Source organism: Streptomyces desertarenae, assembly GCF_042681365.1.
GTDB classification, from domain to species: domain Bacteria; phylum Actinomycetota; class Actinomycetes; order Streptomycetales; family Streptomycetaceae; genus Streptomyces; species Streptomyces desertarenae.
Genome location: NZ_JBHUFU010000008.1, coordinates 173,771 through 198,136 on the forward strand (window position 1 = coordinate 173,771; position 24,366 = coordinate 198,136).

Genomic DNA, 24,366 nt, shown 5'->3' on the forward strand with positions numbered 1-24,366 from the left:
TTCAGGCGCCCGGCCCTACGGCACCCGGTGGCGGACGGTCGAGCCCGCGCGGCCCTTGACCACCTCCAGCTGCGCCGGGATACGGCGGCGCAGATCGGGGACGTGGCTGACGATGCCGACGCTGCGGTCGCGCTCGCGCAGGGAGTCCAGCACGTCCAGCACCTCGTCGAGCGTCTGGTCGTCCAGGCTGCCGAACCCCTCGTCGATGAAGAGGGTGTCCAGCCGGACCCCGCCCGCCTCCTCGGTGACGACGTCGGCGAGCCCGAGGGCCAGGGCGAGGGAGGCGAAGAACGTCTCGCCGCCGGAGAGGGTGGCGGTGTCGCGCTCGCTGCCCGTCCAGGCGTCGATGACGTGCAGGCCCAGGCCCGAACGGCCGCGGCCGGAGAGGCGCGCGTCGGAGTGGACCAGGGTATAGCGGCCGCCGGACATGTGCGCCAGGCGGGCACCGGCCGCCGCGGCCACCTGCTCCAGACGGGCGGCCAGTACGTAGGACTCCAGGCGCATCCGGCGCTCGTTCTCCGCGGAGGTCCCGGCGGTGAGGGCGGCGAGCCGGGCGACGCGGTCGTACTCCTCGCGCAGCGGCGCCAGGGCGCGGGCGTCGGCCAGGGCGCGGGCGGAGAGCCGGTCGAGTTCGGCGCAGCGGTCACGGGCCGCGGTCTCGGCGGAGGAGGCCGCCTTCAGACGGGAGACGGCCGCCTCCAGCTCGGCCTCGGCGGCGGCGAGGGCCGTGGGCGGGAGGCCGTCGGCCCCGGCCAGTTCGGGATCGGCCAGCACGGCGGCGACGGCGGCCTCCTCGGCCAGGCGCTCGTCCACGCGGCGCTGCAGTTCGCGCCGTTCGTGGGCGGCGAGGAGGGCGTCGGCGGCGGCCCGCGGGGTGTCGAACCCGGCGTGCCAGACGGCGTCGGCGAGCCGTGCGTCGGTCTCCTTCAGCCGCAGCGCGGCGGCCTCGGCCTCGAAGGCGGCCCCGGCCGCGGCCGCCAGCAGGTCGGCGCGGCGCTCCAGCCCACGGGCGCGGTCGGCGACGGAGGCGGCCCCGCCGCGGGCCCGCGCCACCTGCTCCTCCAGACCGGAACGCTCCGCCAGCAGCACCTCACGCCGGGAGGTGCGGGACGCCGTGCGCTGTTCGGCGTCCCGCCGGACGGCGAGCCGGGCCTCGTACTCGTGCCGCAGGCGCTCCAGGGCCGCGCGGGCGTCGGCGGCGCCGGCGGCGGTGCGCCGGGCCCCGGTGTGCTCGGCCTCCAGAGCGGCCACCCGGTCGGCGAGCTCGGCGACCGACGCCTCCCCCGCCTCCTCCGCGACCTCGGTCAGCCTCTCCCGAACGGTCTGCCGTCGCAGTTCGGCCTGCCGGTGCGCGTCCTCGGCCCGCCGGTGGCGCTCCAGCGCCTCCTCCTCGGCCCGCCGGTCGACGTGCCGCGCTCCGGGACGCGCCGGGGCGGGGTGGTCGGGTGAGCCGCACACCATGCACGGCGTCCCGTCGGCCAGTTCGCCGGCGAGTTCGGCCGCGATGCCGTCCAGACGGCGCGCCCTGACGTCCAGCCAGTCCTGCCGGGCGGCCAACGCCCGCTCATGCGCCTCCAGCGCCCCGGCGTGCGCGGCGGCCTCCTCGGCGGTGAGGGCGTCGCGGCGGCGGGCGGCCTCCAGGCGGCGGGCGGCGGCGTCGAGGTGCCGGGCGAGCTGCTCGGCGCGGGAGGCTGCCTCGGTGGCGGCGTCGACGTCGCGCTGCCGGGCGTCCCGGGCGGCCTCCCAGCCCGCCAACCACTCCTCCGCCTCGCGCAACAGCTCCTCGTCCGCACCCGACTCGTGGTCCAGCCGGGCGAGTTCGGCGGTGATGCGGTCGCAGCGCTCCTCGGCGTGCCGGGCGGCCTCCAGGGTGCCCAGCTCCCGGCGGGCGGCGCGTTCGAGCTCGGCGAGCCGTTCGCCGGATGCCTGGGCGAGGTCGGCGGGGAGCAGGGAGCGGGCGTGTTCCTCGGCGCGCGCGGCACGGCGGCGCTCGGCCTCGGCCCTCTCGCGCGCCTCCAGGAGCGGTGCCACGGCCTCGGCGGCACGGGAGCGCTCCAACCGGGCGCGGTCGGCCTCGTGCCGCGCGGCCCCGGCCGCCAGGGCCTCGGCCCGCCGCCGGGCGTCGGCGAGGCGCCGTCCGCGGCGGTGGAGTTCGCGTAGCTCCTCCAGGCGCCGCCGGGCGGCGAGGTGGGCCTCCTCGGCGGCGAGGTGGGCCGCCGCGGTGGAGTCCAGGCGTTCGCGGGCGTGGGAGCGGGCCTGCGCGGCCCACTCCACCACGGCGTCGGCCAGTCCGGGGTCGCCGGCCGAGAGGTCGTCCAGGACCGTGCCGTCCGGTGCCGAGGCGTCCGACCCGGCGGCCTGCCGCATGCGCTGGGCCAGGGCGAGCAGCCGCTCGTCGCCGTCGCGCACCCGGTGGTGGGCGGCGGTGCGCAGCTCCGCCAGGTGCCGTTCGACGGCGGCGAAGCGGCCGGTGTCGAAGAGACGGCCCAGCAGCCTGGCGCGGTCCTCGGCCCCGGCCCGCAGGAAGCGGGCGAAGTCGCCCTGGGGCAGCAGGACCACCTGGCAGAACTGCTCGCGGTTCATGCCCAGCAGCTGGGCCAGCTCCTCGCCTATCTCCTGGTGGGAGCGGCTGAGCGCCTTCCAGGTGCCGGTGGCGGCGTCGTACTCGCGCAACCGGGACTGCGCCTTCTCCACGGTCGTTCCGGTGCCGCGCCGCTTGGGGCGGAGTTGTTCGGGCAGCCGGGTGACCTCCAGCCGGCGCCCGCCGACGGTCAGGTCGAGGACCACCTCGGTGAGGGTGCCGGGGTCGGCGTGGTCGCTGCGCAGCAGGCGCTGCCCGGGACTCTGGCGGGCACCGGGCACACCGCCGTACAGGGCGTAGCAGACGGCGTCCAGCACGGAGGTCTTGCCCGCTCCGGTGGGGCCGTGCAGCAGGAACAGCCCCGCGGCGGAGAGCCGGTCGAAGTCGACGGTCTGGGTGCCGCCGAAGGGGCCGAAGGCGGTGACGGTGAGCCGGTGGAGCCTCATCGGGGCGCCTCCGTGCGGGCGGCCTCGACGCGGACCGCGTCCAGCGCCTCGCCCAGCAGGGCGCGCTCGCGGCCGTCGGGGCCCGCCCCGCCCCGGACGTGGGCGACGAAGCCCTCCAGGATCTCCGCGTCGGTGCGGTCGCGCAGCCGGCGGCCATAGGAGGCGAAGGGGTCCTGGGGCGGCCGCTCGGGGTCGAGGACGAGGGTGAGGACGTGGGGGAAGCGGCCGGCGAGCCGGGCCATCGGCTCGCGCGGGCGGACCGGATCGGTGAGGGTGGCCTCCACCCACGCCTGCTCGTGGCGCTCCAGGGCGGGGTCGGCGAGCAGGTCCTCCAGGCGGCCGCGGATGCGGGCCAGCGGACGCGGGACGGGGCAGTCGACCCGCTCGGCGCTCACCTCGCCCGCCGGTCCGAGGTCGACCAGCCACATCGACTTGCGGTGGTGGGCCTCGGAGAAGGAGTAGGCGAGCGGCGATCCGGAGTAGCGGACGCGGCCGGTGAGGGCCTGGCAGCCGTGCAGGTGGCCCAGGGCGACGTAGTCCACGCCGTCGAAGACCCCGGCCGGGACGGAGGCGGCACCGCCGACGGTGATGTCCCGTTCGCTGTCGGAGGTCTCGCCCCCGGTGACGAAGGCGTGGGCGAGGACGACGGAGCGGGTGCCGGCGGGGCGGGCGGCCAGGTCGGCGCGGACCTTGTCCATGGCGGCGCCCAGCACGGCCGCGTGGGCCGCGCGCTCCACCCCGAGGACGTCCTTGACCAGGGCGGGCTCCAGGTAGGGCAGGCCGTAGAAGGCGACCTCGCCGTGGGCGTCGGCCAGGACGACGGGGGTGGCGCAGCCGGCGGGGTCGGTGCGCAGGTGGACGCCCGCCCGCTCGATGAGGCCGGCGCCCACCCCCAGGCGGCGGGCCGAGTCGTGGTTGCCGGAGATCATGACCGTCGGGACGCCGAGGCCGGCGAGGCGGTGCAGGGCGTCGTCGAAGAGCTCGACGGCGGACAGCGGCGGCACCGCCCGGTCGTAGACGTCGCCGGCGACGAGCACCGCGTCGACGCGCTCGGCGCGCACCGTCTCCACCAGGTGGTCGACGAACGCCTCCTGGGCGGAGAGCAGGTTCACCCGGTGCAGGCTCCGCCCCAGGTGCCAGTCCGAGGTGTGCAGCAGTCTCAACGGCCGGTCCCGCCCCGCATGTGTCTCCCTCCCTCGTCCGCGCGCCCGCGAGTGCCCGTGGGCGCGCGGTCCGGATTGTTTCATGATCCGGGTGGCGGAACGCCCCGTACGGGGAACCGGGGCGGTTCCGGGCGGTCAGCGGCTGACGCAGTCGGTGAACCGGACCCGGTCGGCACCGGAGGCGACGAACTCCGACGGGGGGTTGCCGGCCAGCAGGCACATGTCGTACCGGGCGAGCACGCCCGTCCCGCCGCCGTCCCCGTAGTCGTGCCGCCCGGAGAGCTGGCAGCAGTCGTAGCGCACCAGCGGGCCGCCCGGGGTGAGGCGGTAGCGGTGCGGCCGGGAGTCGCGGGAGAAGGGCTTGAAGGAGTTGGAGGTGTCGTCGCAGTCGTTGAAGTGCACCGTGCCGCTGTCCCAGGCGCAGTCGATCACCACCGTGTGCTCGTCGCGGAGCTCGAAGCGGATGTCCTCGGCGTGGAAGCGCTGCACGGAGTCGAGGTGCTCCTCGCGCGGGAAGCGGAAGAAGGTGCTGGTCAGCCCGTAGTGGGGGCTCTCCTCGGGGCGGCGGCCGGTGATGATGTAGGAGCCGCCGCGGCAGGTGATGGAACCTCCGTAGGGGAACTCCAGGAAGTTGCCCCACTCGTACTCCACCTTCATGTCGTTGAACCAGTAGTTCAGGAACTGGTCCTGCTGCGGGCGGTCGGACGACCTCCGCGACAGCCCGGAGTACAGGAAGGCCCTGCGCCAGGCGCCGCCCACGCGGCAGGCGTCCCAGCGCATCTCGGAGTTGGTGTTGCTGCCGTCGAGGGCGAGCCCGTAGGTCCACTCCCCCAGCCACTCGCACTCGGTGAAGCGGTAGTCCTGGGCCTGGCCGGTGGAGTACGAGTAGAAGAACGAGGCGCCCGGGGTGCCCGAGCGGAAGCCCATGTGCTCGAACACGACGTTCGCCCAGCGGTTCTCGTTGCGGCACAGGTAGGAGTCCCCGGCCCTGGCGGGCGCGAAGAGGATCTGCGTCATGCGCTTGCCCGCGCCGCGGAACCGCAGCCCGTTGGCCTTGGGCCCGCCGTCCTCGGCCGCGTCGATCAGCGCGTGCGGCTCGCGGACGAGGTAGGTGCCGGCGGGGACGTCGACGACGGTGCGCCCGACACCGTCCCACACCCTCCCGGCCGCGTAGCGGTGGGCCTCGGCGAAGGCCGCGCTGTCGTCGGTCCGTCCGTCGCCCCTGGCACCGAAGTCGGCCACGACGTCGACGGTGGCCTTCCCCTCGGGGCGGCGGCCGGGAACCGCGGTCACCTCCGCCTCGTCGGCCCGCGCCGTCCGGGACGGCTCGCAGCCGGCGAGGCCCGCCGCCAGTGCGGCCGTTCCGCCGGCCGTCAGCAGCCCCCGGCGGGAGGGGCGGCGACCGGGGCCGGGACCGCCTGCCGGTTCCGCCGTCCGGAAGGGGGGTTCGCCTGCCATGATGGTGCTCCTTCGCAAGTCGGTGCCTTGAGGTGGGGGAAACGATGGGCCGGTTCCGTGGTGCCGTGGAGCGGCTGGCGGCCGCGCAGAAGCCGGCCCGGGGGGTGTCGCTGTACTCGCGGTACGTCAACCGGCCCGCGGGCCGGTTACTGGCAGCGGCCGCCTACACCGCGCGGATGACGCCGAACCAGGTCACCGCGGTGAGCGCGGCATTCACCTTCGCGGGCGTGGTGATGACGGCCGTCCTGCCGCCGTCGCACGCGCTGGCGGCCGGGGTGTACGCGGCGCTGGCGGTGGGGTTCGCCCTGGACTCCGCCGACGGCCAGCTCGCCCGGCTGACGGGCGGCGGCAGCCCGGCCGGCGAGTGGCTCGACCACGTGGTGGACTGCGCCAAGGCGCTGGCGCTCCACATGGCGGTGCTGGTCGCCTTCTACCGCCACTTCGACGTCTCCGACCCCCTCGTGCTGCTGGTGCCGGTGGCGTTCCAGTTCGCCGCCGTACTGATCTTCTTCGGCGGGATCCTGACCGAGCAGCTGAAGCGGAGGACGGCCGCCGCGGGAGCCCCCGCGGCGCCGCCCTCCACCGTGCGCTCGCTCGTCCTGCTGCCGGTGGACTACGGGGTGTTCTGCCTGGTCTTCCTGTTCCTGGGCGACCGGGAGCTGTTCACGGCGCTGTACTGCGCGCTGCTCGCCGTCCACCTGCTCTTCCTGGCGGCCTTCCTGGTGAAGTGGTACCGGGAGCTGTCCGTCCCGGCCCGCTGAGGCTCCGCGGCGCGCTCCCCCGGGGGCCGGGGCACGGCCGCCCCCGCCCCGGGCGGCCGCCCCGCCGCGAAAGCGGCCGCCGGGGGTTCTCAGGCCGACCCCGCCAGGCCGTTCAGCGCCCTGCGCAGCAGGGTGCTGGAGGTGTGCACGGTGTAGGGGAAGTACACGACGTCGACCCCGACGCCGGCGAAGTCCCGTTCGAGCCGGTCGCCCTTCTCGGTGCCCCGCCAGTCGTCGCCCTTGAAGATGACGTCGAAGCGGACCTGCCGCCAGGTCTCCAGCTTGTCGGGCACCGTCTCCACGAACGCCGCGTCCACGAACCGGATGCTGCGGACGATCTCCAGCCGCTCGGTCAGCGGGACGACCGGTGAGCGGCCCTTGGCCAGTTCGGCCATCTCGTCCGACACCACGCCGGCGACCAGGTAGTCGCACCGGCTCCTGGCGTGCCGCAGGATGTTCAGGTGCCCGACGTGGAACAGGTCGTAGACCCCGGGCGCGTAGCCCACTCGGTGCGTCATCCTTGGCTCTCCTCGGCTCGTGGTCGGTCAGTTGGGGGCCGTCACGTACAGCGGGCCGTTGCGCCCCGAGAGGTTGGTGCCGTCGGTGACCTCCAGCGAGTAGCGGTGGGTCGCTCCCGGTTCCACGGTGTCGGTGAAGGTCATGGTGGGGCGGTCCCAGGAGCGGGATGCCTGGTCGATGGTGGTCAGCAGGACGCCGTCGCGGTGGATCCGGTAGGTCAGGACGGCGTCGTCCCGGTCCCAGGCCGCCTTCCAGCTCAGTTTGATCCTGCCCGGTCCGTCGCCGGCGCCGCTGAAGGCCGGCACCTGCGGGGCCCCGGTGTCGGGGGCCGCGGCGAAGCGGGTCAGCCCCTGCTGGGGGGCGTCGTTGACGGCGGTGAACTCGCCGCCCGTCCACAGGATGCCGTCCGCCATGACCATGGCGCGCGGACCGAGCTTCTCGCCGATGCCGCCGTTGGTGTCGGGGAACCAGTGGAGGATCGTCTCGTCGGCGATCGACTGGGCCAGCAGGTGCTGGCGGTTCTGGTGCTCGGGGAAGCCGCCCGGGGTCTGCGAGCAGTCGTGGGCGTGCGAGCCGCTGTAGAGCACGCCCTGGTGGGGCACGACGGCCTGGGTGGCGCCCAGGCAGGTGTCCTTCCACAGCATCGCGCCGTCGGAGAGCCGGCCCGCCGCACGGCCGTCGAAGACGCCGCCGCCGGTGCCCTCGGCCCCCAGGTAGAAGTTGGTGCCGTCGTTGACCAGGGCCTTCACCGCGGAGCGGCGGGGGATCCAGCCGGTGAAGCGGTCCACGGTCCGGCCGGTGGTGGCGTCCAGGCCGACCAGCCCGTGCACGCTGTTGAGGATGCTGCCGTTGACGGAGGTGAACCGGCCGCCGATGACGACCTTGTTGTGCTTCGGGGAGACGGTGATCGCGTTGATCCCCGGCGTGGGGTCCTCGGCGATGGACGATCCGCGGACGGTGGCGTTGAAGGGCAGCAGCCGCCCGTCGCGGGTCAGCGCCGCCACGTGCTCCCTCGTCTGCCCCTCGACGGTGGTGAACTGGCCGCCGATGTAGACGGTGGTGTCGGTGACGTCGACGGCCCGGACCACCGAGGAGACCGCGGGCTTCCACTCGCCGCCGATGGTGCAGTCGGCGGTGTGGAGGCTGGCGGTGTTGGAGCGGCCCACCCCTCCGGCGCTGCCGAAGGAGCCCCCGATGTAGAGGACGGAGCCGTCGGGTGACGCCTTCATCGCCCGCACCGTCTCCACTCCTCCGGTGAACGCCGGTGCGCACGGCAGCGGCTCGCCGGTGGCGGCGTCGAAGGCCGCGAAGTTCTTGCGGGGCAGCTCGCCCGTGCCGGGGGCCGCGCCGGGCGGGCGGATGTGCTCGAAGGTGCCGCCCGCGTAGACGACGCCGTTCGCGTACGCCAGGGTCCACACGATGCCGTCGGTCTGCCAGGTGCTCAGCGGATCGGCGGTCAGTGTGGGTTCGCCGGCCGCGTGGGCCGGGCCGGTCGCCAGGGCCAGCGGCGACAACGCCAGCACGGCGGCGATGAGCAGGGATCTGACGGGTCTGCTTCTCCTGCGCATGGTTCCCCCCTGGAAGCACATGAGCGAGAACGGGATGGACCGGAGGCGGGAGGGAGCACTCGGCGGGCGAGCCGCGCAGGGCTCAGCCCCCGCCGCTCACCGTGAGTTGTTCCCGTCGCCCTTGCGCAGCGCCCGGAAGAATTCCCCCACCCCCAGCGGCACACGATAGCGCCACACCGCGGCCCCGAACGCGCAGATTGTCAAAGTCGTGCCCAGGAAGGCCCCCTGTCCCGTATCGCCCAGGAGCGCGCGGACCGCGAACGCCACCGGCGCGGCCACCGCGAAGGCGACGGCGGCGGCGTACAGGTAGCCCCGGTCGACCGTGCGGAAGCCCAGCCTGCGGCGGACCAGCAGGGCCGAGGCCCCGTTGTCCACCACGATCGCCAGTCCCCAGGCGACCGCCGCGCCCGTCACCCCGTACCGGGGCGCCAGCCAGATCCCGGCGCCGATCTGGACGGCGAACCCGGTGCCGGCCACCGCCAGGTTCCACACGCTGCGTCCGGCCATGAGGATGACGGTCTGGGCGTTGCCGACCGCGACGTTGACCGCGCAGGCCGCCGAGAGGACCACCAGGCCGGTCGCCCCCGCGCCGAAGTCCTGCCCGAACAGGGAGAGCACGGTGCCGGGATAGGCGGCCAGCAGGGCGAACAGCGGCCAGGAGAACAGCACGATCCACCGGGTGGAGAGCCGGTGGAGGTGGACCGCGTCGGCCGTGCGGCCGCCCGCCAGCAACCTGCTGAGCTGCGCGGCGACGGCCAGCCGGACCGCGAGCTGGAGCAGGGTGCCCGCGGTCACCAGCCGCCCGATGGCGGTGTAGACGCCGGCCTCGGCGCTGGTGCCCAGGGCGGACAGCAGGACCACCCCGATCCACACCGAGGCGATGTCGAAGATCGAGGAGAGGGCGCGGGGTCCGGCGAAGGCCCAGAACTCGCCCGGGCCGGCCGACCGCGGCGCGTCCGGCAGGCCGGGGTGCGCCGCGCGCGAGCGGCGCAGCGACCACCAGGCGGCGGCCGCGCCCAGCAGGGCGGGGGCCAGCCAGGCGGCGGAGAGGGCGAACACCCCGGGTGCCACCAGCACCAGGGGGACGGCGATCACCACCCGCAGTACGGGTTTGCCCATCTGCTCGACGCCCACGAAGGGCACCACCGAGCCGTAGCCCCGGGTGGCGCCGAGCAGCACCAGGGAGAGCGCGGCCACCGGCAGGAAGAGCGCGAACAGCCGTACCACCGCCACGGCCTGGTCCTGGGGCAGGCCGGGCAGCAGCCACAGCGCCGGGGCCGGCGACAGCAGCAGCGCCGCCGCGGCCGCCGAACTCACCAGCAGGGCGGGCGGCACGGCCGTGCGCAGCAGCGCGGGCACCCCGGCGCCGCCGGTGAGCTCCAGGTCGCGGGAGACGAAGCGCACCAGCGCGGTGTCGGCCCCCAGCTTGCAGGCGTTGCCGAGGATCGTGAACGCGGCGACGCCCGCGAAGACCGCACCGGCCCCGTGCGCGCCCAGCCCCCGGGTGACGATGGCCACCAGCAGGAAGCCGAACAGGGCGTTGGCGCCGGAGCCCGCGAAACCGAACCAGCCGCCGCGCACGGTCGCGGCGACCGCGCGCGCGCCGGTCGTGGCGGCCGGGCCCGCCGGGGCGGGACGGACGCCCGTCATGAGCGCAAGGTGGTGCCGTCGCCGGCGCGCCGGTACCGCCCGTAGGAGCCGTAGGCGCTGTCGGAGCGGTCACCGGACGCGGACGGGTCGACGCGCTTGAGGGCCACGGTGTCCTCGGCGGAGTACGCGGGAGCCTCCTCCGGGTCCGCGGCGGGGACGTCCGCCGGGCCGGTGCCGGTGCCGATCCCGGTGCCGGTGCCGGTGCCGCTCCCGGCGGTGCGCGCCGCCCTGCCCCGCCGGCGCCCGCTCTCGTGCAGCACGGCGCCCAGGACGTGCCCGCCGACGGACTCCACCAGCTCCCGCGCCCTCACCAGGTCGTCCCTGCGGGTGCCGCCCGGGTCGCAGACCACCACCACCCCCCGCACCAGCGCGGCGACGGCCGTGCCGTCCGCGTGGGAGAGCAGGGGCGCGGTGGTGGCGACGGTGTACTCGCCCCGGTCGGCGGCGCCGGTCAGCAGGCGGGAGAGTTTCGGGGAGTTCATCGCCCGCGCCGCGTCGGGCGTCCGGCGCCCGGGCAGGAGCACGAGCCTTCCGGCGGTCCCCGTGTCCACCGCCAGCCGGGGGCTGCCGAGCCAGTCGACGCCGGGTGACCGGTGGGTGCCGCCGCGCAGGGGGAGCCGCCCGGCCAGTTCCGGGGAGCGCGGGTCGGCCTCCACCAGGAGCACGTCGCGGCCGGTCTCCGCCAGGGCGGCGGCCAGGTTGACGGCGGTCGCCGCGGTCTGGGGGTACTCCCTGACCGCGACCACCAGGAGGGCCCCGGGCTCGGCCAGCCGCGGGTGGCGCAGCAGCCGGAGGGCGATCGTGCGGTAGGTCTCGGCGCGCTCGTCCTCCCGGGACGGCCCGACCTCGGGCAGCTCCGTGCCGCCATCGGGGCGCGGGAGGGTGCCCAGCACCGGCGCGCGCAGGGCGTCGCGCACTTCCTCGGGCGTGCGCGCGCGGGGGTCGAGGAGGGAGCGGATCCAGGCGGCCACCAGTCCGCCGGCCAGGCCGACCACCGAGCCGACGGCGACCAGCACGGCCGGGCCGGGACCCGACGGGACGCCGGGGGCGTCGCCCTCGCGGACCACGTCGCCGGGTGTGGTGTCCAGGGCCTTCAGGCCGGTGATGCGCCCCTGGACGTCGGCGATCCGGGCGTTCAGCCCGTCGCGTTCGGACTCGGCGGCCGCCCCGGTGGTCCCCGCGGTCCGCTCGTCCAGCTCCCGGCGCTGGTCCAGGAGGGGTTCCAGCTCGCCCCGGAGCTTGGTGACGGTGGTGTCGATGCGCCGGTTGACAGTCTCCTCGCGGTGGTCCAGGTACGCCTGGAGCAGTGCCCTGACCCGCCGTTCCGCCTCTTCGGGGGTGCCGGCGGTGTACTCGAACTCCAGGATGTGCGTCTCGGGCGGGTTGCCCACCCGCAGGCCCTCCTGGAGGTCGTCCGCCCCGGTCCCGCCGCCCAGCCGCTCCGCCGCGCGGTCGGCGACCGACTCGCTGAGGGCGACCTGCCGTTCGGTTCCCATGCTGAGCTGCTTGTCCGCCGCGATTCCGCCCCCTTCGAAGGGCGCGGTGCTGATCGGCCGTACGACGACCTCGCCGGTGGCGGTGTAGCTGTCGGAGCCCAGGGCGGAGACGGCCCCGCCGCCCAGGGCACCCAGCAGCACCCCGGAGGCGATGACCGCCCGGTGGCGGAAGAGCCGGCGCAGTTGGTCGCGGAGCTGGTCGGGCTCGCGCGCTGACGGGTCGAAGGCGCTCACGTGCGTGCTTCTCCTGTGGGCAGGGGGGTGGGGGTGGTCCGGTGGGTCCCGTCCGCGGCCGCGGGCGGCGGCGTCGGCGGCGGGCTCCCGCCGGGTGCGGAGCCGGCGTCGCGCCCCGGGCCGGGGACGGCCTCCGTTCCGCCGCCGGCGCGGCGGGCGCCCGGTGGCGCGGGGGGCGGCTCGGGGCCCCGGCGGCGCGCCCTGGTGCTGATCAGCAGCGGCACGGCGAGCAGCAGGGTGAGCGGCCCCATGACGAACATCAGGCTGCCCCGCAGCAGGATGAGCTGGTAGAAGCCGAACGCCGGGACCACCAGTGCCGCGAGCGTGGCCCCGTGCCCGCGCAGCCGGTGCCGCACCTCGTCGACCCGCCGCCCGACCGCCCCCAGCAGGGCGAAGACGGCGACGACCCCGGGGAACCCTCCCCAGATGTAGCTCTCGATCCACACCGGCGAGGAGAGGTTGTCGAAGGAGTAGCCGGCGTGCCGGGCGAGGGTGATGCCGACGTCCTCGGGCTTGCCGGGCCAGGCGGCGCGCGGCACGAAGAACAGCGGCGGCCCCAGCGCCGTGGCCGGGTCGTGGCCGTTGACCCGCACGTAGTCCAGCCCGGTGGCGATCTGCTGGAAGGCGTCGTAGTCGCCGTTGGAGGTGAACTGCTCGGCGAGCGAGACGACCTCGATCGGCTCGCGCTTGTCGGTGCGGAAGTAGTCGCCGTAGGGGAACACCACGAGGATCGCGGCGGTGACGGCCAGCGCCCCCATCCGGAAGGCGTGGGCCCGGCGCAGCGCGGAGGCGCCGAAGACGAGCGTCAGCAGCACCGTCCCGGCCCAGAAGCGCGGTTGGCTGACGGGGTTGTTGACCACGGCGTTCACCGCGACGACCACCGGCAGCAGCATCCACCGCAGGCCCCGCAGGACCCGGTCCCCGCCCTCGGCGCGGGGCACGTGCACCAGCGCGACCAGTGCCCAGAAGGCCGGGACCGACAGCACCCACGCCATCAGCGCCCGGTTGGCGCTGCCGTCCGGATCGCCCTGCGCGGCGGCCTCGTTGAGGGCCTGCCGGCTGGTGAGGAACGCCTCGATCCCGCCCTGGGCCGGGACCAGGGCGGCGGCCAGCAGCAGCGCCGCCGCGCACAGCAGCAGGACGCGCACCGGCGCCGGCCGGCGGGCGAGCAGCGGCTCCAGCACGGCGGACGTGCGGTACGGGCGCCGCCCGGCCAGGGCCGAGCCGGCGCTGTAGGCCAGCAGCCCGGCCTCCACCACCACCGTCGCGGTGAAGGCGGTGCCGGAGTCGACGGAGAAGCCCCACGGGTAGGAGTCGGTGGCGAGCATGGCCAGCGGCGCCAGTCCCAGCCAGACGTGGCAGAAGAGCCAGAAGCCGAGGGCGACGACCCGCAGCCGGGTGTCGGTCAGCACCCGGGCCAGCGCGGTGCCGGTGTGCACCACCACCACGCACTGCACCGCGAACGCGGGACCGGTCCGCACCTCCTGCCCGTACAGCACCAGCGCGGGCAGCAGCACGGCCAGCACGACGGTCCACAGGCACAGGGCCGTGACGTCGCGGGTGCCACGGGTGCCACGGGTGCCGTGGGTGCCGTGGGCGCCGCGGTCCTCGGCGGGCGGCTCGGGCCCGCGGGCCGGTTCCCTCTCGGGCATCGCCGGATCTCCTCCCCCCGCCCCGCACCCGGCCCCGCGGTCCGCGGGGCCGGGGCGGGCGGGGTCGTGGTCTGTCTCGGGTCCCCGCCCCGGCGGCGCCGGCCGGGCCCCGCCGCGGATCCCGTTTCGGTCCCGCGCCGGTGTGCGGACGCCTACGATGACCGCAACGTCGGAGGGGGGACGGCAGTGCAGGACTTTCTCGCGGGCCGCCGCGCGCTCGTGGTCTCGACCAACTATGCACCGGAGCACGCCGGGATCGGCCCGTACTCGACGCAGATCGCCGAGCACCTGGCCGCCTCGGGCGCCGACACCCACGTGCTGGCCGGGATGCCGCACTACCCGGCGTGGCGCGTGCACGAGGCGTACCGCGGCAGGTGGCGGATGACCGAGGTGAGCGAGGGCGTCACCATCCACCGCAGGCGGCACACGGTGCCCGCCCGCCAGACGGCGCTGCGCCGCGGGCTGTTCGAGGCGAGCGTGCTGGCCCACGGCATCGCGGCGCCGCCCCGCGTCCGCCCGGACGTGGTGCTCAGCCAGATGCCCAGTCTGGCCGGGGGCGTACTGGGCGCTCGGGCCGCCCGGCGCGCCGGGGTGCCGCACGTGGTGGTCGTCCAGGACCTGATGGGCGCCGCGGCGGGGCAGAGCGGGATGAGCGGCGGCGGCCGGGTCGCCTCGCTCGCCGGGGGCGTGGAGGGCCGGGTGCTGCGCTCGGCGTCGGTGGTCGGGGTGGTGCACGAGTCCTTCACGGACCGGGTGGCGGCCATGGGCGTGCCCCGCGAGCGGGTGCGGGTGGTGCCCAACTGGACGCACGTGCGCGCCCCCGGCGGCGACCGGGCCCGGACCCGGGCCCGGCTGGGCTGGCCCGAGGACGCGGTCGTCGTGCTGCACTCGGGCAACATGGGGCTCAAGCAGGGGCTGGACGTCCTGGTCGGGGCCGCCCGGCTCGCCGGCCGGGACGGCGGGGTGCGGGTGGTGCTGATGGGGGACGGCCACCAGCGCGAACGCCTGCTGGAGCTGGGCGAGGGCGTGGAGGCGCTGTCCTTCCTGCCGCCCGCCGGCGCCGAGGAGTTCCCCGAGGTGCTGGCCGCCGCCGACGTGCTGGCCGTCACCCAGAAGGCCTCGGTGCTGGACATGAGTCTGCCGTCCAAGCTGACCTCGTACTTCACCGCGGGCCGGCCGGTGGTCGCCTCGGTGGCGGCCGGGAGCGGCACCGCGCAGGAGGTGGAGCGCTCCGGCGCCGGCGTGGTGGTGCCGCCCGAGGACGCGGCGGCGCTCCTGGAGGCGGTCCGCTCGCTGGCCGCCGACCCGGCGCGCTGCGCGGAGCTGGGTGCGCGGGGCCGGGAGTACGTCGAGCGGCGGCTGAGCCGCCGGGCCGGTCTGGAGCGGATCACGGCTCTGCTCCGGGAGGCCCTGGCCCACGGGTGAGCCGCGGCGGGCGCGGGCGCTCGGGCCCGCGCCGTCCGGCCGGTGCGGGCCCGGCCCGCGGGGTCCCGTGCGGGCGGCGGAGGGTGCGCTCATCCGGGCCGCCCCGCCCCGGGCCGGCCGGCCGCGCGGCGGTACAGCCCTTCCAGCCGGTCCGCCACGGACGCGATCGAGTACCTCTCCGCGACCGCCGTCCGGCCCGCCCGCACGGTGCGCTCGTACAGTCCGCGGTCCTCCAGCAGGGCCAGCACCGCCTCGGCGAGCCGCTCGGGCGACCCGTCGGTGACCAGTGCCGCCCCGCGCCGCCCCAGTTCGGGGGCGAGCCCGCAGGCGCGGGTGCAGACCACGGGGGTGCCCGCGGCCATCGCCTCCAGGACGGTGACCGGGAAGACCTCCGCCTCGCTGGGCAGCACGTACACGGTGGCGCGGGCCAGGCGCCGCAGGGCGGCGGCGTGGTCCAGCGGACCGCCGTACCGCACCGTCCCGGACAGGTCCTCCTCCGCCGCCAGGCGCAGCACCTCCGCCAGCCGGCCCTCGTCCGCGCCGTGCAGGGTGAAGGTCGCCTCGGGGTGCTTGCGGCGGACCAGCGCGGCCATGCGCACGAACGCGTCGGGGCGCTTGACCGGGTGCAGGCGGGCCAGGAAGAGCACGTCCGTCCCGGTCGCCCCGCCGGCGTCCCCGGTCCCGCCGGCGTCCCCGGTCCCGCCGGGAGGGACGCGCACACCGTTGGGCAGCCGGATCATCGGCGGGCCGCCCGGCCGCAGCACCCTGCGCAGGCCGGTCTCCTCCTCCTCCGTCAGCACCAGCGCGGCACGGGCCCTGCGCAGCAGCGGCACGTAGCAGCGGTCGAAGAGGCGGACCACGGGCGAGCGGCGCGGCTGGACCATGCCGTGGGTCTGCACCACGAACGGCCGGCGCCGCAGCACCGCCGCGGCGAGCGCCGCGAGGGAGACCAGATCGCGTCCGGCGTGGACGTGCAGCACGTCGGCCCGGCCCGCCTGCCGCCACAAGGTGGCGGCCAGCCGGGGGTTGAACAGGCCCAGGAACCCCTGGCCGGGCACCAGCGTGCGGGCCCGGTGCGCCCGCAGCGGCACGCCGTCCGCGGTGCGCGGCGGCGGGGTGCGTCCCCGCCACAGCGACACCAGCGCGACGTCGTGGCCGCGGGAGGCGAGTTCGGCGAGCTGTCCGGTGGCCACGCTCACCGGGCCGCCGTACGCCCCGTCGTCACCGACCAGGGTGACGGTGTGGACGATCCTCAACGGTCCCTCCCGGCGGTGTGCACGGCGCCGGGCGGCAGGTCGCGGTGGGCGACCGCTCCGGCGCCGACCACCGCGCCCGCGCCGACGGTGACGCCGCGCAGCACCATGGCGCGGGCGGCGACCCAGGCACCGCGCTCCAGGCGGATCGGCGCGTTGTCGAACTCGAAGGTGGGCGAGCGGCGCTGGTGGCTGCCGGTGCAGAGGACGGCCTCCTGGGAGACGCACACGTCGCTGCCGATCGTGATCGGCTCCAGGTTGATCAGCCAGGCGCCCTCGCCGATCCAGACGTCGTCGCCCACGGTCAGCTTCCACGGCCACTGCACCCGCACCCGGTGCCGGATCAGGACCCGCTCCCCCACCCGGGCCCCGAAGGCCCGCAGCAGCGCCGGACGCCAGCGCGGCGGGAACCACCACTTGGTGAAGACCAGGTTGAGCACCGCGAACCAGGCGGCCTGCGCCGGCACGCCGCGCTGCTTGTCGTAGCCGGCTCCGGTGAAGCCGCGCAGCCGGCGCCCGGTGGCCGGGGCGCTCACCGGTCCACCCGCACGCGGCGCCCGGAGAGTTCGGCCTCCAGCTGCTCCACGTCGGCCTCGACCATGATCCGGGCCAGCTCGTCGTAGCGGACCCTGGGCGACCAGTCCAGCAGTTTCTGCGCCTTGGAGGCGTCGCCGATCAGGGCGTCCACCTCGGTGGGGCGCTCGTACTTGGGGTCGTGGCGGACGTGGCGCTCCCAGTCCAGGCCGGCGGCGCCGAAGGCCGCGTCGAGGAAGTCGCGGACGGTGGCGGCCACTCCGGTGGCCACCACGTAGTCGTCGGGCTCGTCGCGCTGGAGCATGCGCCACATGGCCTCGACGTACTCGGGCGCGTAGCCCCAGTCCCGGACGGCGTCGAGGTTGCCCAGGTACAGGTGCTCCTGGAGGCCCGCCCGGATGCGGGCGACGGCGCGGGTGATCTTGCGGGTGACGAAGGTTTCGCCGCGGCGCGGGCTCTCGTGGTTGAAGAGGATGCCGTTGACGGCGTGCATCCCGTAGGCCTCGCGGTAGTTGACGGTCGCCCAGTACGCCATGACCTTGGCGCAGCCGTAGGGGCTGCGGGGGTGGAAGGGCGTGGTCTCGTTCTGCGGCGGCGGGGTGGAGCCGAACATCTCCGAGGACGACGCCTGGTAGAGGCGGGTGTCGATGCCGCTGGCGCGGATGGCCTCCAGCAGTCTCAGGGCGCCCAGACCGGTCACGTCGCCGGTGTAGAGGGGGGCGTCGAAGGAGACGCGGACGTGGGACTGCGCCCCCAGGTTGTACACCTCGTCGGGTCGCACGTCGCGCAGCAGGTTCACCAGCGCCACCCCGTCGGAGAGGTCGGTGTGGTGCAACACCAGCCGCCGGCCGGGCGTGTGCGGGTCCTCGTAGATGTGGTCGATGCGTTCGGTGTTGAAGCTGGACGAGCGTCTCATCAGGCCGTGCACGGTGTAGCCCTTGCCCAGCAGCAGCTCGGCCAGGTACGAGCCGTCCTGCCCGGTGATGCCGGTGATCACAGCGGTACGCGACATGGCGCTCCCCCCACGAGTGGTCGTATGTGCGGTCCCGTCCGGCCGTCCCCCACGGCGGGGCGGGGACCGGGCGCCGGTGGGCCGGACGGCGGCACCGTCCGGCCCACCGGTCGCAACTGGTGATATTTCAGCAGAAGTTGGATGAAAGGATGGCCTTTCCTGGCAGAATCCCCGCCATGGATGATCTGCTGCCCCCGCCCGCCCGCGTCTTCGTCGCGGGGCACCGCGGTCTGGTCGGTTCCGCCGTGGCCCGGCACCTGTCCGGCCGCGGCTACACGGTGCTGACCCGCTCCCGCGCCGAGCTCGACCTGCGCGACGGCGCCGCCACCGCCTCCTACCTGCGCGACGTCCGGCCCGACGCCGTGGTCCTGGCCGCCGCGAAGGTCGGCGGGATCATGGCCAACAGCACGTACCCCGTCCCGTTCCTGGAGGACAACCTCCGCATCCAGCTCGGCGTGGTCGCCGGGGCGCACGCCGCCGGGGTGCGGCGGCTGCTCTTCCTCGGGTCGAGCTGCATCTACCCCCGGCACGCCGACCAGCCGATCACCGAGGACGCCCTGCTGACCGGCCCGCTGGAGCCGACCAACCAGGCCTACGCCGTGGCCAAGATCGCCGGGATCGTGCAGATCCAGTCCTACCGGCGGCAGTTCGGGGCCTCCTTCGTCTCGGCGATGCCGACCAACCTCTACGGGCCGGGCGACAACTTCGACCCCGAGACCTCGCACGTCCTGCCCGCCCTGATCCGCCGCTTCCACGAGGCGCGGGAGGGGGGCGCGCCGGAGGTCGTGCTGTGGGGCACCGGCACGCCGCGCCGCGAGTTCCTGCACGTGGACGACCTGGCCGCCGCGTGCGAGGTGCTGCTGCGCCGCTACGACGGCGACGATCCGGTCAACGTCGGCTGCGGCGCGGACCTGACGATCCGCGAACTGGCCGAGAAGGTGGCCTCGGTGGTGGGTTACGGGGGCCGGATCGCCTTCGACGCCGCCAGGCCCGACGGGACCCCGCGCAAACTGCTCGACGTGAGCCGGATGCGCGCGCTGGGCTGGGCCCCCTCGATCGGGCTCGAGGAGGGGATCGCCGCCACCTACCGTGCCTGGCGGGGTGCGGTGGAGCCGGTCTGATCCGGCCCCGCCGGGGTCCGGGCGGGGGACTCCGGCCGCCTCGCCGCGGCGGGCCCTAGTAGGCGCCACGGGCGCTCACCACGGCTCGGAACGTACGGGCCAGGACGTCGACGTCCTTGGTGTAGCGCCAGTTGTCCACGTAGCTCAGGTCCAGCGCGACGGTCTCGTCCCACGACAGGTCGGACCGTCCGCTGACCTGCCACAGTCCGGTGATCCCGGGTCTGACCGACAGCCTGCGCAGCTCCGCCCCGTCGTACCGCTCCACCTCCTCGGGCAGCGGCGGCCGCGGGCCGACCAGCGACATGTGGCCGGCCAGCACGTTGTAGAGCTGGGGCAGTTCGTCGAGGGAGTAGCGGCGCAGGAACCGCCCCAGCCGGGTGACCCGCGGGTCCCGGCGCATCTTGAACATCGCCCCGTCGTGCTCGTTGGCCGCCTCCAGGGCGGAGCGCAGCCGGTCGGCGGAGTCCACCATCGTGCGGAACTTCCACATCCGGAACGGTCTGCGCCCCCGGCCCACCCGCACCTGCCGGTAGATCACCGGCCCCGGCGACGACAGGCGCACCGCCAGCGCGACCGCCAGCAGCAGGGGCGCCAGCAGCACCGCCAGCACCAGGGCCCCCACCACGTCGGTGACCCGCTTCAGCAGCACCGGCAGGCCGCGCCGCGCCGCCGGGACCACGTGCAGCACCGTCAGCCCCGCGGCCCGCGCCGGCCGCAGCCGGTGCAGCGAGACGTCGACGAGGCCGGGGACGACGGCCAGGTCCCGGCCGTCGTCGTGCAGCGCCCAGGCCAGCCGGCGCAGCCGGTCGCCCGACAGCCGCCGCCCCGGGGCGACGAAGACCAGATCGGCGTCGAGCTCCACCGCGCACGCGAGGACGACGTCCGCGTCCTCCTGCCCGGAGCTGCCGCCGCCGGCCGGGAGCCGGGCGGAGACCGGCAGCGCGGGGTCGGCCGCACCGTCGTCGACCACGCAGCTCCCGACCACCAGGTACTCGTCGTCCGTGCGTGCCGCCAGCCGCGCCAGCAGGCCGTCGACGACCCCGGCCTCCCCCACCACGAGCACCCGCCGCAGCCCCCTGGCGCTGCGGCGCAGCGCCAGGGTGTGGTGGTACGCCAGCTTGCGGTGCACGGCGGTCACCGCCAGGCACGGCAGCAGCGCCGCGGCCCACACGGCGGCCGACACCTCCAGCCGCGCCACCACGCACACCGAGGCCAGCACGCCCAGCATCACCAGCCAGTCGCGGACCACCGGCAGCACGGCGCGGCTGTGCCCGATCACCCCCGGGGCGTAGCGCCCCCGCAGCGCCGCGGTCAGCGGCCAGGCGGCGCCGACCAGCACGCCGGTCAGCAGCGGATGCCGCTGCCCCTCCACGGCGACCAGCACGCCCACCGGTGTGGCGGCACCCAGCAGATCCACCGTCAGAACCACCGGAAGGCGCCACTCGCCCTCGGGTCTTCGCCTCCTCCCCCGCCCACCTGCCCGGACACGAAACGGCTCGGCTAACCCCGCGGGCGAATCGATGACCCGCGGGCCGGCAGCTTCGGACAAGCCATGCCCCCCTATTCGGTCGGCGTCCCCTTCCCCCCTGCACATCCGAAACCGCCGGCTGTGCAGTCGCCTCCGTACCGAGAGGGAAGACTAGAACAGGAATGCTTATGTTCGCTGCTGTTTACCCAAGCTGTTGACGACTGCGACGCGCGGTTCACGTGGGACGTGAAGATCACCGGCGGGCATGTGGCCGCGCCCCCGGCTCCCCCGCTCCCCCTCCGCGGCGGACCGCGGCCCCCGCGGCACCGGTCCGGCCGTGCGCGGCGGCCCTCCCCGGCCCCCGCCGCGGCCCGCGGTCATCCGGCCCCGTACGCCTCGCCGCCCAGCTCCAGCCGGGCGGTGCCCGCGGTGGCGTCGGCGAGCCATGCCCGGAAGGCGTCCACCTCGGCCTCGGGCAGCCCCACCTCGATGGCGACCTCGGCGCCGTAGTGCACGCCCCGCACGTCCCGCCCGCCGCTGCGCAGGTCGTTCTCGATCCGCCCGGCCCGCTGGTGGTCCACCGTGACCGTGACCAGCCTCATCCGCCGCCTGGTGACGGTGCCCACGGCGTCCAGGGCCTCGCCCACCGCGCCGCCGTAGGCGCGGATCAGCCCGCCCGCGCCCAGCTTCACCCCGCCGAAGTAGCGCGTGACGACGGCGGCGGCGTAGCGGACCTCGCGGCGCAGCAGCATCTGGAGCATGGGGGCCCCGGCCGTGCCGCCGGGCTCGCCGTCGTCGCTCGCCCGCTGCACCCCGGCGTCGGCGCCGACGACGTAGGCCCAGCAGTTGTGGGTGGCGTCCGCGTACCGGGCGCGGACGCGGGCGACGAACGCCTGCGCCTCCTCCTCGGTGGCGGCGGGGGCGAGCGTGCAGATGAAGCGCGACCGGTTGACCTCGGTCTCGTGCACGCCCTCGCCGGCGACCGTCACGTACTGCTCCCGCATCCGGCCAGCCTAGATCAGGTCCCCCGCCGAGGGCCCGGCGCCCTCGTCCGCGCGCCCGCCCAGGACGGCCGCCACGAACCGCGCGACCAGCGGTCCCGGCTCGCCGCGCCGGTGGCACACCGCCACGGTGGTGCGTGCTTCGGGGTGGTCGGTGCGGCGGTAGGCCACCCCGGCCAGGCGGAGCCGCCGGACGCTCTCGGGGGCCAGCGAGACCCCGAGCCCGGCCGCCACGAGCGCGCAGACCGTCTGCCACTCCACCGCGCGCTGCCCGGGACGGGGCTCGAAACCCGCCGCACGGCACACCCCGGTGATCCGGTCGTGGACCGTCGGCCCGGCGTCGCGGGGCAGCAGCACGAACGGTTCGCCGGCCAGCTCCCGCAGGGGGACGGTACGGCGCGCGGCCAGGGGGTGGGCGGCCGGCAGGACCGCGACGAACCCCTCGGACAGGACGGGCCGGGCCGCCAGGCCGGGCTCGTCGGGCGGCTCCCGCATCAGCCCCACGTCGATCGCGCCCCCGAGCAGGGCGGCCGTCTGGGGCGCGGTGGTCATCTCCCGGATGTCCAGCTCCACCTGGGGGCAGCGGTCCCGGAAGGCCCGCAGCACCCCGGGCAGCACGGTCGTCGCGAGCGAGGCGGCGAACCCGATCCGCAGCCGGCCGGAGAGCCCGCTGCCGGCCAGGCGCGCGGCCCTCAGGCCCGTCTCGACCTCCTCCAGGGCCCGCCGCGCGGCGGGCAGCAGCTCCCGTCCGGCCTCGGTGAGCGAGATCCGGCCGGGGCGCCGGACGAGCAGCCGGTGGCCGACCCGCTCCTCCAGCCGGTGGATCTGCCGGCTCAGCGGCGGCTGCGCCACGCCCAGCCGCTCGGCCGCGCGGCCGAAGTGCAGTTCCTCGGCGAGCACGGCGAAGGCGTGCAACTGTCCGAGAGCCAGTTCGGGGCGGTCCATACCCCTGGAGATATCACGGGATGCCGTCGGACGTATTGGACGCGTCGCCCCCCGCCGCCCTAGCGTCCGTGTCCATGACGCAGCGGCGAGTGATCCTGAGCGGCTCCGCCTTCGAGGAGGAGATCGGCTACGCCCGGGCGGTGGTCGACGGCGACCGGGTGTACCTCTCCGGGACGACCGGCTTCGACTACGCGACCATGACGATCTCCGAGGACGTGGTGGAGCAGGCCGAGCAGTGCCTGCGGAACGTCCGGGCCGCGCTCGCCGAGGCGGGCTGCTCCCTGTCCGACGTGGTCCGGGTGCGCTACCTGCTGCCGCACCGCGAGGACTTCGCCCGGTGCCGGCCGGTCCTGCGCCGCCACTTCGGCCCCGTCCGCCCCGCCGCCACGATGCTGGTGTGCGGTCTGGCCGATCCCCGGATGAGGTTCGAGATCGAGGTGGACGCCAGGCTGCCCGCGGCGGAGGGCGCCGCCGGCCGGTGACACGGCGGGCGGCGCGGGAATGGCGCGGGCGGGACACCGGTTGGCAGGGGCATGTACGCAGACGCAGAGACAGTCCGCAGGATCCTGACCGGGAGCGGCGACACCTGGGCCGTGGTCGGCCTGTCCTCCAACCGGGACCGTGCCGCCTGGGGTGTGGCGCAGGTGCTCCAGCGGTTCGGCAAGCGGATCGTTCCCGTCCATCCGAAGGCCGAGACGGTGCACGGCGAGAAGGGCTACTCCTCGCTGGCCGAGATCCCCTTCCCCGTCGACGTCGTGGACGTGTTCGTCAACTCCCGCCTGGCGGGCGGCGTCGCGGACGAGGCGGTCGCCGTGGGGGCGAAGGCCGTCTGGTTCCAGCTGGGCGTGGTCGACGAGGCGGCGTACGAGCGCACCCGTGCGGCCGGCCTGGAGATGGTGATGGACCGCTGCCCGGCGATCGAGATCCCGCGGCTGGGCTGACCCCGCCGGTCCCGGACCGGCGGGGGCGGGTGCGGCCCTGGTCCGGCGGGGCGGGCACCGCCCCGCCGGACCCCGCCGTCACCCGTCGGAGTAGCTGAGCTCCCCCAGTGTCCAGCTGCTGACCGCGTCGATGGCGACGCGGTACATCCCCCCGGTGTCGGGCAGGCCGTAGCTCCCCTGGAGGATGCGCGCCACGTGCAGGTGCAGGTGGGTGGGCCGGGTGCGCCCGCCGTCCCGGCGGGCCTCCGCCCCGGTGGTGCCGAAGAGCTCGGCGAACGGCTTGAGCCGTTCGGAGTCCCGCAGGACCTCGGCCACCCGCGCCTTCCAGACGGCCTCGGGTGCCAGCCTGCCGGTGATGACCGCACCGGGCACCACCACGGTGAGGGGCATCTGATTGCTCTGCTCGGTCTCCACCATCTCGGCGATGCCGACGAGCAGCTCATCGTGGATCGACATGCGGGCAGAGTAACGCCCGCGGGCCGTTCCGGTGCCCGGGGGATCAGACGACCGGGACGCCCAGCCCCTCCAGCACCCGTGCGCCGGGCAGACGGGCGAGGAGCTTGCCGGGCACCAGCAGCTTGCCGCGGCGGCGTCCGCTGCCGATCACCACGTACTCGGTGTCGGCGACGGCGGCGTCCACCAGCAGCGGCCAGGCCTCGGGCAGGCCGACGGGGGTGATGCCGCCGTACTCCATGCCGGACTCGCCGACGGCGGTCTCCATGGGCGCGAAGGAGACCTTGCGGGCGCCCAGCTCGCGCCGGACCAGGCGGTTGACGTCGGCGCGGGTGTGGGCCAGGACCACGCAGGCGGCCAGGGTGGTCTCCTGGCCGCGGCGGCCGGCGACGACCACGCAGTTGGCCGAGTGCTCCGGCGGGACGGCGTGGACCTCGCCGAAGCGGGCGGTGTCGGCGTCGTCCGGGTCGCTGTCGACGTAGACGACGCCGTCGGCCGGGACGGGGCCGCGCAGCGCGTCGGCGACGGGCGGGGCGAGCAGGTCGAGCTTGTCGGTGACCGGCCAGGCCTCGGCGAACTCTCCGATGGGTGCACGCATGCCCGCACGCTAGCAGCCCCGTCCGGCGGCCCGCGGGCCGCCGGACGGGGCTCGGGGCGGCTAGAACCAGTGGTTGCGGGCCACGTA

21 protein-coding genes are annotated in these 24,366 nt (G+C 75.7%); 5 read left to right on the forward strand and 16 right to left on the reverse strand.

The window, feature by feature from the left end; translation table 11 throughout:
* Window positions 1-15: 15 nt before the first annotated feature.
* The 3 genes from ACFSJS_RS15475 to ACFSJS_RS15485 all read right to left on the reverse strand — a co-directional run bounded on the left by ACFSJS_RS15475 (window position 16) and on the right by ACFSJS_RS15485 (window position 5,648).
* Window positions 16-3,027: an AAA family ATPase gene (locus ACFSJS_RS15475; RefSeq protein ID WP_380900624.1), complete on the reverse strand. Its 3,012-nt coding sequence runs from the start codon at window positions 3,025-3,027 to the stop codon at window positions 16-18.
* Entirely contained in the window at window positions 3,024-4,190 is a 1,167-nt protein-coding gene (locus ACFSJS_RS15480) for an exonuclease SbcCD subunit D (protein ID WP_380900626.1), read from the reverse strand. Before ACFSJS_RS15480 ends, ACFSJS_RS15475 begins: the two co-directional genes overlap by 4 nt.
* Before the next feature lie 135 nt (window positions 4,191-4,325).
* Complete coding sequence (locus tag ACFSJS_RS15485) at window positions 4,326-5,648, reverse strand: glycosyl hydrolase family 28-related protein (RefSeq protein ID WP_380900628.1); 1,323 nt, start codon at window positions 5,646-5,648, stop codon at window positions 4,326-4,328.
* 44 nt (window positions 5,649-5,692) lie between these two features.
* Here ACFSJS_RS15485 and ACFSJS_RS15490 point away from each other — a divergent pair, with 44 nt between their 5' ends.
* Complete coding sequence (locus ACFSJS_RS15490) at window positions 5,693-6,409, forward strand: CDP-alcohol phosphatidyltransferase family protein (RefSeq protein ID WP_380900630.1); 717 nt, start codon at window positions 5,693-5,695, stop codon at window positions 6,407-6,409.
* A gap of 89 nt (window positions 6,410-6,498) precedes the next feature.
* Here ACFSJS_RS15490 and ACFSJS_RS15495 read toward each other — a convergent pair whose 3' ends face one another.
* From ACFSJS_RS15495 to ACFSJS_RS15515, 5 genes are all read right to left on the reverse strand, one after another.
* Window positions 6,499-6,927: an FAD synthase family protein gene (locus ACFSJS_RS15495; protein WP_380900631.1), complete on the reverse strand. Its 429-nt coding sequence runs from the start codon at window positions 6,925-6,927 to the stop codon at window positions 6,499-6,501.
* Between the two features lie 27 nt (window positions 6,928-6,954).
* Window positions 6,955-8,496 carry a fibronectin type III domain-containing protein gene (locus ACFSJS_RS15500; protein ID WP_380900633.1) on the reverse strand — a complete coding sequence of 514 codons (1,542 nt, stop codon included), beginning with the start codon at window positions 8,494-8,496 and terminating at the stop codon, window positions 6,955-6,957.
* A 96-nt stretch (window positions 8,497-8,592) separates the two neighbouring features.
* Entirely contained in the window at window positions 8,593-10,146 is a 1,554-nt protein-coding gene (locus tag ACFSJS_RS15505; RefSeq protein ID WP_380900635.1) for a lipopolysaccharide biosynthesis protein, read from the reverse strand.
* The gene (locus ACFSJS_RS15510; RefSeq protein ID WP_380900637.1) at window positions 10,143-11,876 is read right to left on the reverse strand and encodes a lipopolysaccharide biosynthesis protein; all 1,734 of its coding nucleotides are present in this window, start codon (window positions 11,874-11,876) and stop codon (window positions 10,143-10,145) included. The genes ACFSJS_RS15505 and ACFSJS_RS15510 overlap by 4 nt, the downstream gene beginning before the upstream one ends.
* Complete coding sequence (locus ACFSJS_RS15515) at window positions 11,873-13,528, reverse strand: hypothetical protein (RefSeq protein WP_380900639.1); 1,656 nt, start codon at window positions 13,526-13,528, stop codon at window positions 11,873-11,875. The genes ACFSJS_RS15510 and ACFSJS_RS15515 overlap by 4 nt, the downstream gene beginning before the upstream one ends.
* A 186-nt stretch (window positions 13,529-13,714) precedes the next feature.
* On the opposite strand from ACFSJS_RS15515, the gene ACFSJS_RS15520 reads away from it, so the two are divergent.
* Window positions 13,715-14,953 carry a WcaI family glycosyltransferase gene (locus tag ACFSJS_RS15520; RefSeq protein ID WP_380900641.1) on the forward strand — a complete coding sequence of 413 codons (1,239 nt, stop codon included), beginning with the start codon at window positions 13,715-13,717 and terminating at the stop codon, window positions 14,951-14,953.
* Window positions 14,954-15,042: 89 nt separating this feature from the next.
* Here the strand turns inward: ACFSJS_RS15520 and ACFSJS_RS15525 are convergent, their stop codons facing one another.
* Genes ACFSJS_RS15525 through gmd form a run of 3 tightly spaced genes read right to left on the reverse strand, consistent with a single transcriptional unit; the run spans window position 15,043 to window position 17,752 of the window.
* The gene (locus ACFSJS_RS15525) at window positions 15,043-16,209 is read right to left on the reverse strand and encodes a glycosyltransferase (protein ID WP_380900643.1); all 1,167 of its coding nucleotides are present in this window, start codon (window positions 16,207-16,209) and stop codon (window positions 15,043-15,045) included.
* The gene (locus ACFSJS_RS15530; protein ID WP_380900645.1) at window positions 16,206-16,742 is read right to left on the reverse strand and encodes an LbetaH domain-containing protein; all 537 of its coding nucleotides are present in this window, start codon (window positions 16,740-16,742) and stop codon (window positions 16,206-16,208) included. The genes ACFSJS_RS15525 and ACFSJS_RS15530 overlap by 4 nt, the downstream gene beginning before the upstream one ends.
* Complete coding sequence (gene gmd / locus ACFSJS_RS15535) at window positions 16,739-17,752, reverse strand: GDP-mannose 4,6-dehydratase (RefSeq protein WP_380900647.1); 1,014 nt, start codon at window positions 17,750-17,752, stop codon at window positions 16,739-16,741. The genes ACFSJS_RS15530 and gmd overlap by 4 nt, the downstream gene beginning before the upstream one ends.
* A gap of 176 nt (window positions 17,753-17,928) precedes the next feature.
* Here gmd and ACFSJS_RS15540 point away from each other — a divergent pair, with 176 nt between their 5' ends.
* Window positions 17,929-18,873 carry a GDP-L-fucose synthase family protein gene (locus ACFSJS_RS15540; protein ID WP_380900649.1) on the forward strand — a complete coding sequence of 315 codons (945 nt, stop codon included), beginning with the start codon at window positions 17,929-17,931 and terminating at the stop codon, window positions 18,871-18,873.
* Window positions 18,874-18,928: 55 nt separating this feature from the next.
* Here ACFSJS_RS15540 and ACFSJS_RS15545 read toward each other — a convergent pair whose 3' ends face one another.
* From ACFSJS_RS15545 to ACFSJS_RS15555, 3 genes are all read right to left on the reverse strand, one after another.
* Complete coding sequence (locus ACFSJS_RS15545) at window positions 18,929-20,290, reverse strand: exopolysaccharide biosynthesis polyprenyl glycosylphosphotransferase (RefSeq protein ID WP_380900651.1); 1,362 nt, start codon at window positions 20,288-20,290, stop codon at window positions 18,929-18,931.
* Window positions 20,291-20,718: 428 nt separating this feature from the next.
* A complete protein-coding gene (locus ACFSJS_RS15550; RefSeq protein WP_380900653.1) occupies window positions 20,719-21,345 on the reverse strand; it encodes a YigZ family protein in 627 nt (208 codons plus the stop codon).
* 9 nt (window positions 21,346-21,354) lie between these two features.
* Window positions 21,355-22,287: a LysR family transcriptional regulator gene (locus tag ACFSJS_RS15555; protein ID WP_380900655.1), complete on the reverse strand. Its 933-nt coding sequence runs from the start codon at window positions 22,285-22,287 to the stop codon at window positions 21,355-21,357.
* Between the two features lie 74 nt (window positions 22,288-22,361).
* On the opposite strand from ACFSJS_RS15555, the gene ACFSJS_RS15560 reads away from it, so the two are divergent.
* Window positions 22,362-22,769, forward strand: coding sequence for a RidA family protein (locus ACFSJS_RS15560; protein ID WP_380900657.1), 408 nt, complete (start codon window positions 22,362-22,364; stop codon window positions 22,767-22,769).
* 51 nt (window positions 22,770-22,820) lie between these two features.
* Window positions 22,821-23,228, forward strand: coding sequence for a CoA-binding protein (locus ACFSJS_RS15565; protein ID WP_380900658.1), 408 nt, complete (start codon window positions 22,821-22,823; stop codon window positions 23,226-23,228).
* A 78-nt stretch (window positions 23,229-23,306) separates the two neighbouring features.
* On the opposite strand, the gene ACFSJS_RS15570 is transcribed toward ACFSJS_RS15565, so the two are convergent.
* Complete coding sequence (locus ACFSJS_RS15570; RefSeq protein ID WP_380900659.1) at window positions 23,307-23,684, reverse strand: hypothetical protein; 378 nt, start codon at window positions 23,682-23,684, stop codon at window positions 23,307-23,309.
* A gap of 43 nt (window positions 23,685-23,727) precedes the next feature.
* Window positions 23,728-24,279, reverse strand: a complete 552-nt coding sequence (locus tag ACFSJS_RS15575) for a YbaK/EbsC family protein (RefSeq protein WP_380900661.1) — start codon at window positions 24,277-24,279, stop codon at window positions 23,728-23,730.
* Window positions 24,280-24,366 lie beyond the last annotated feature (87 nt).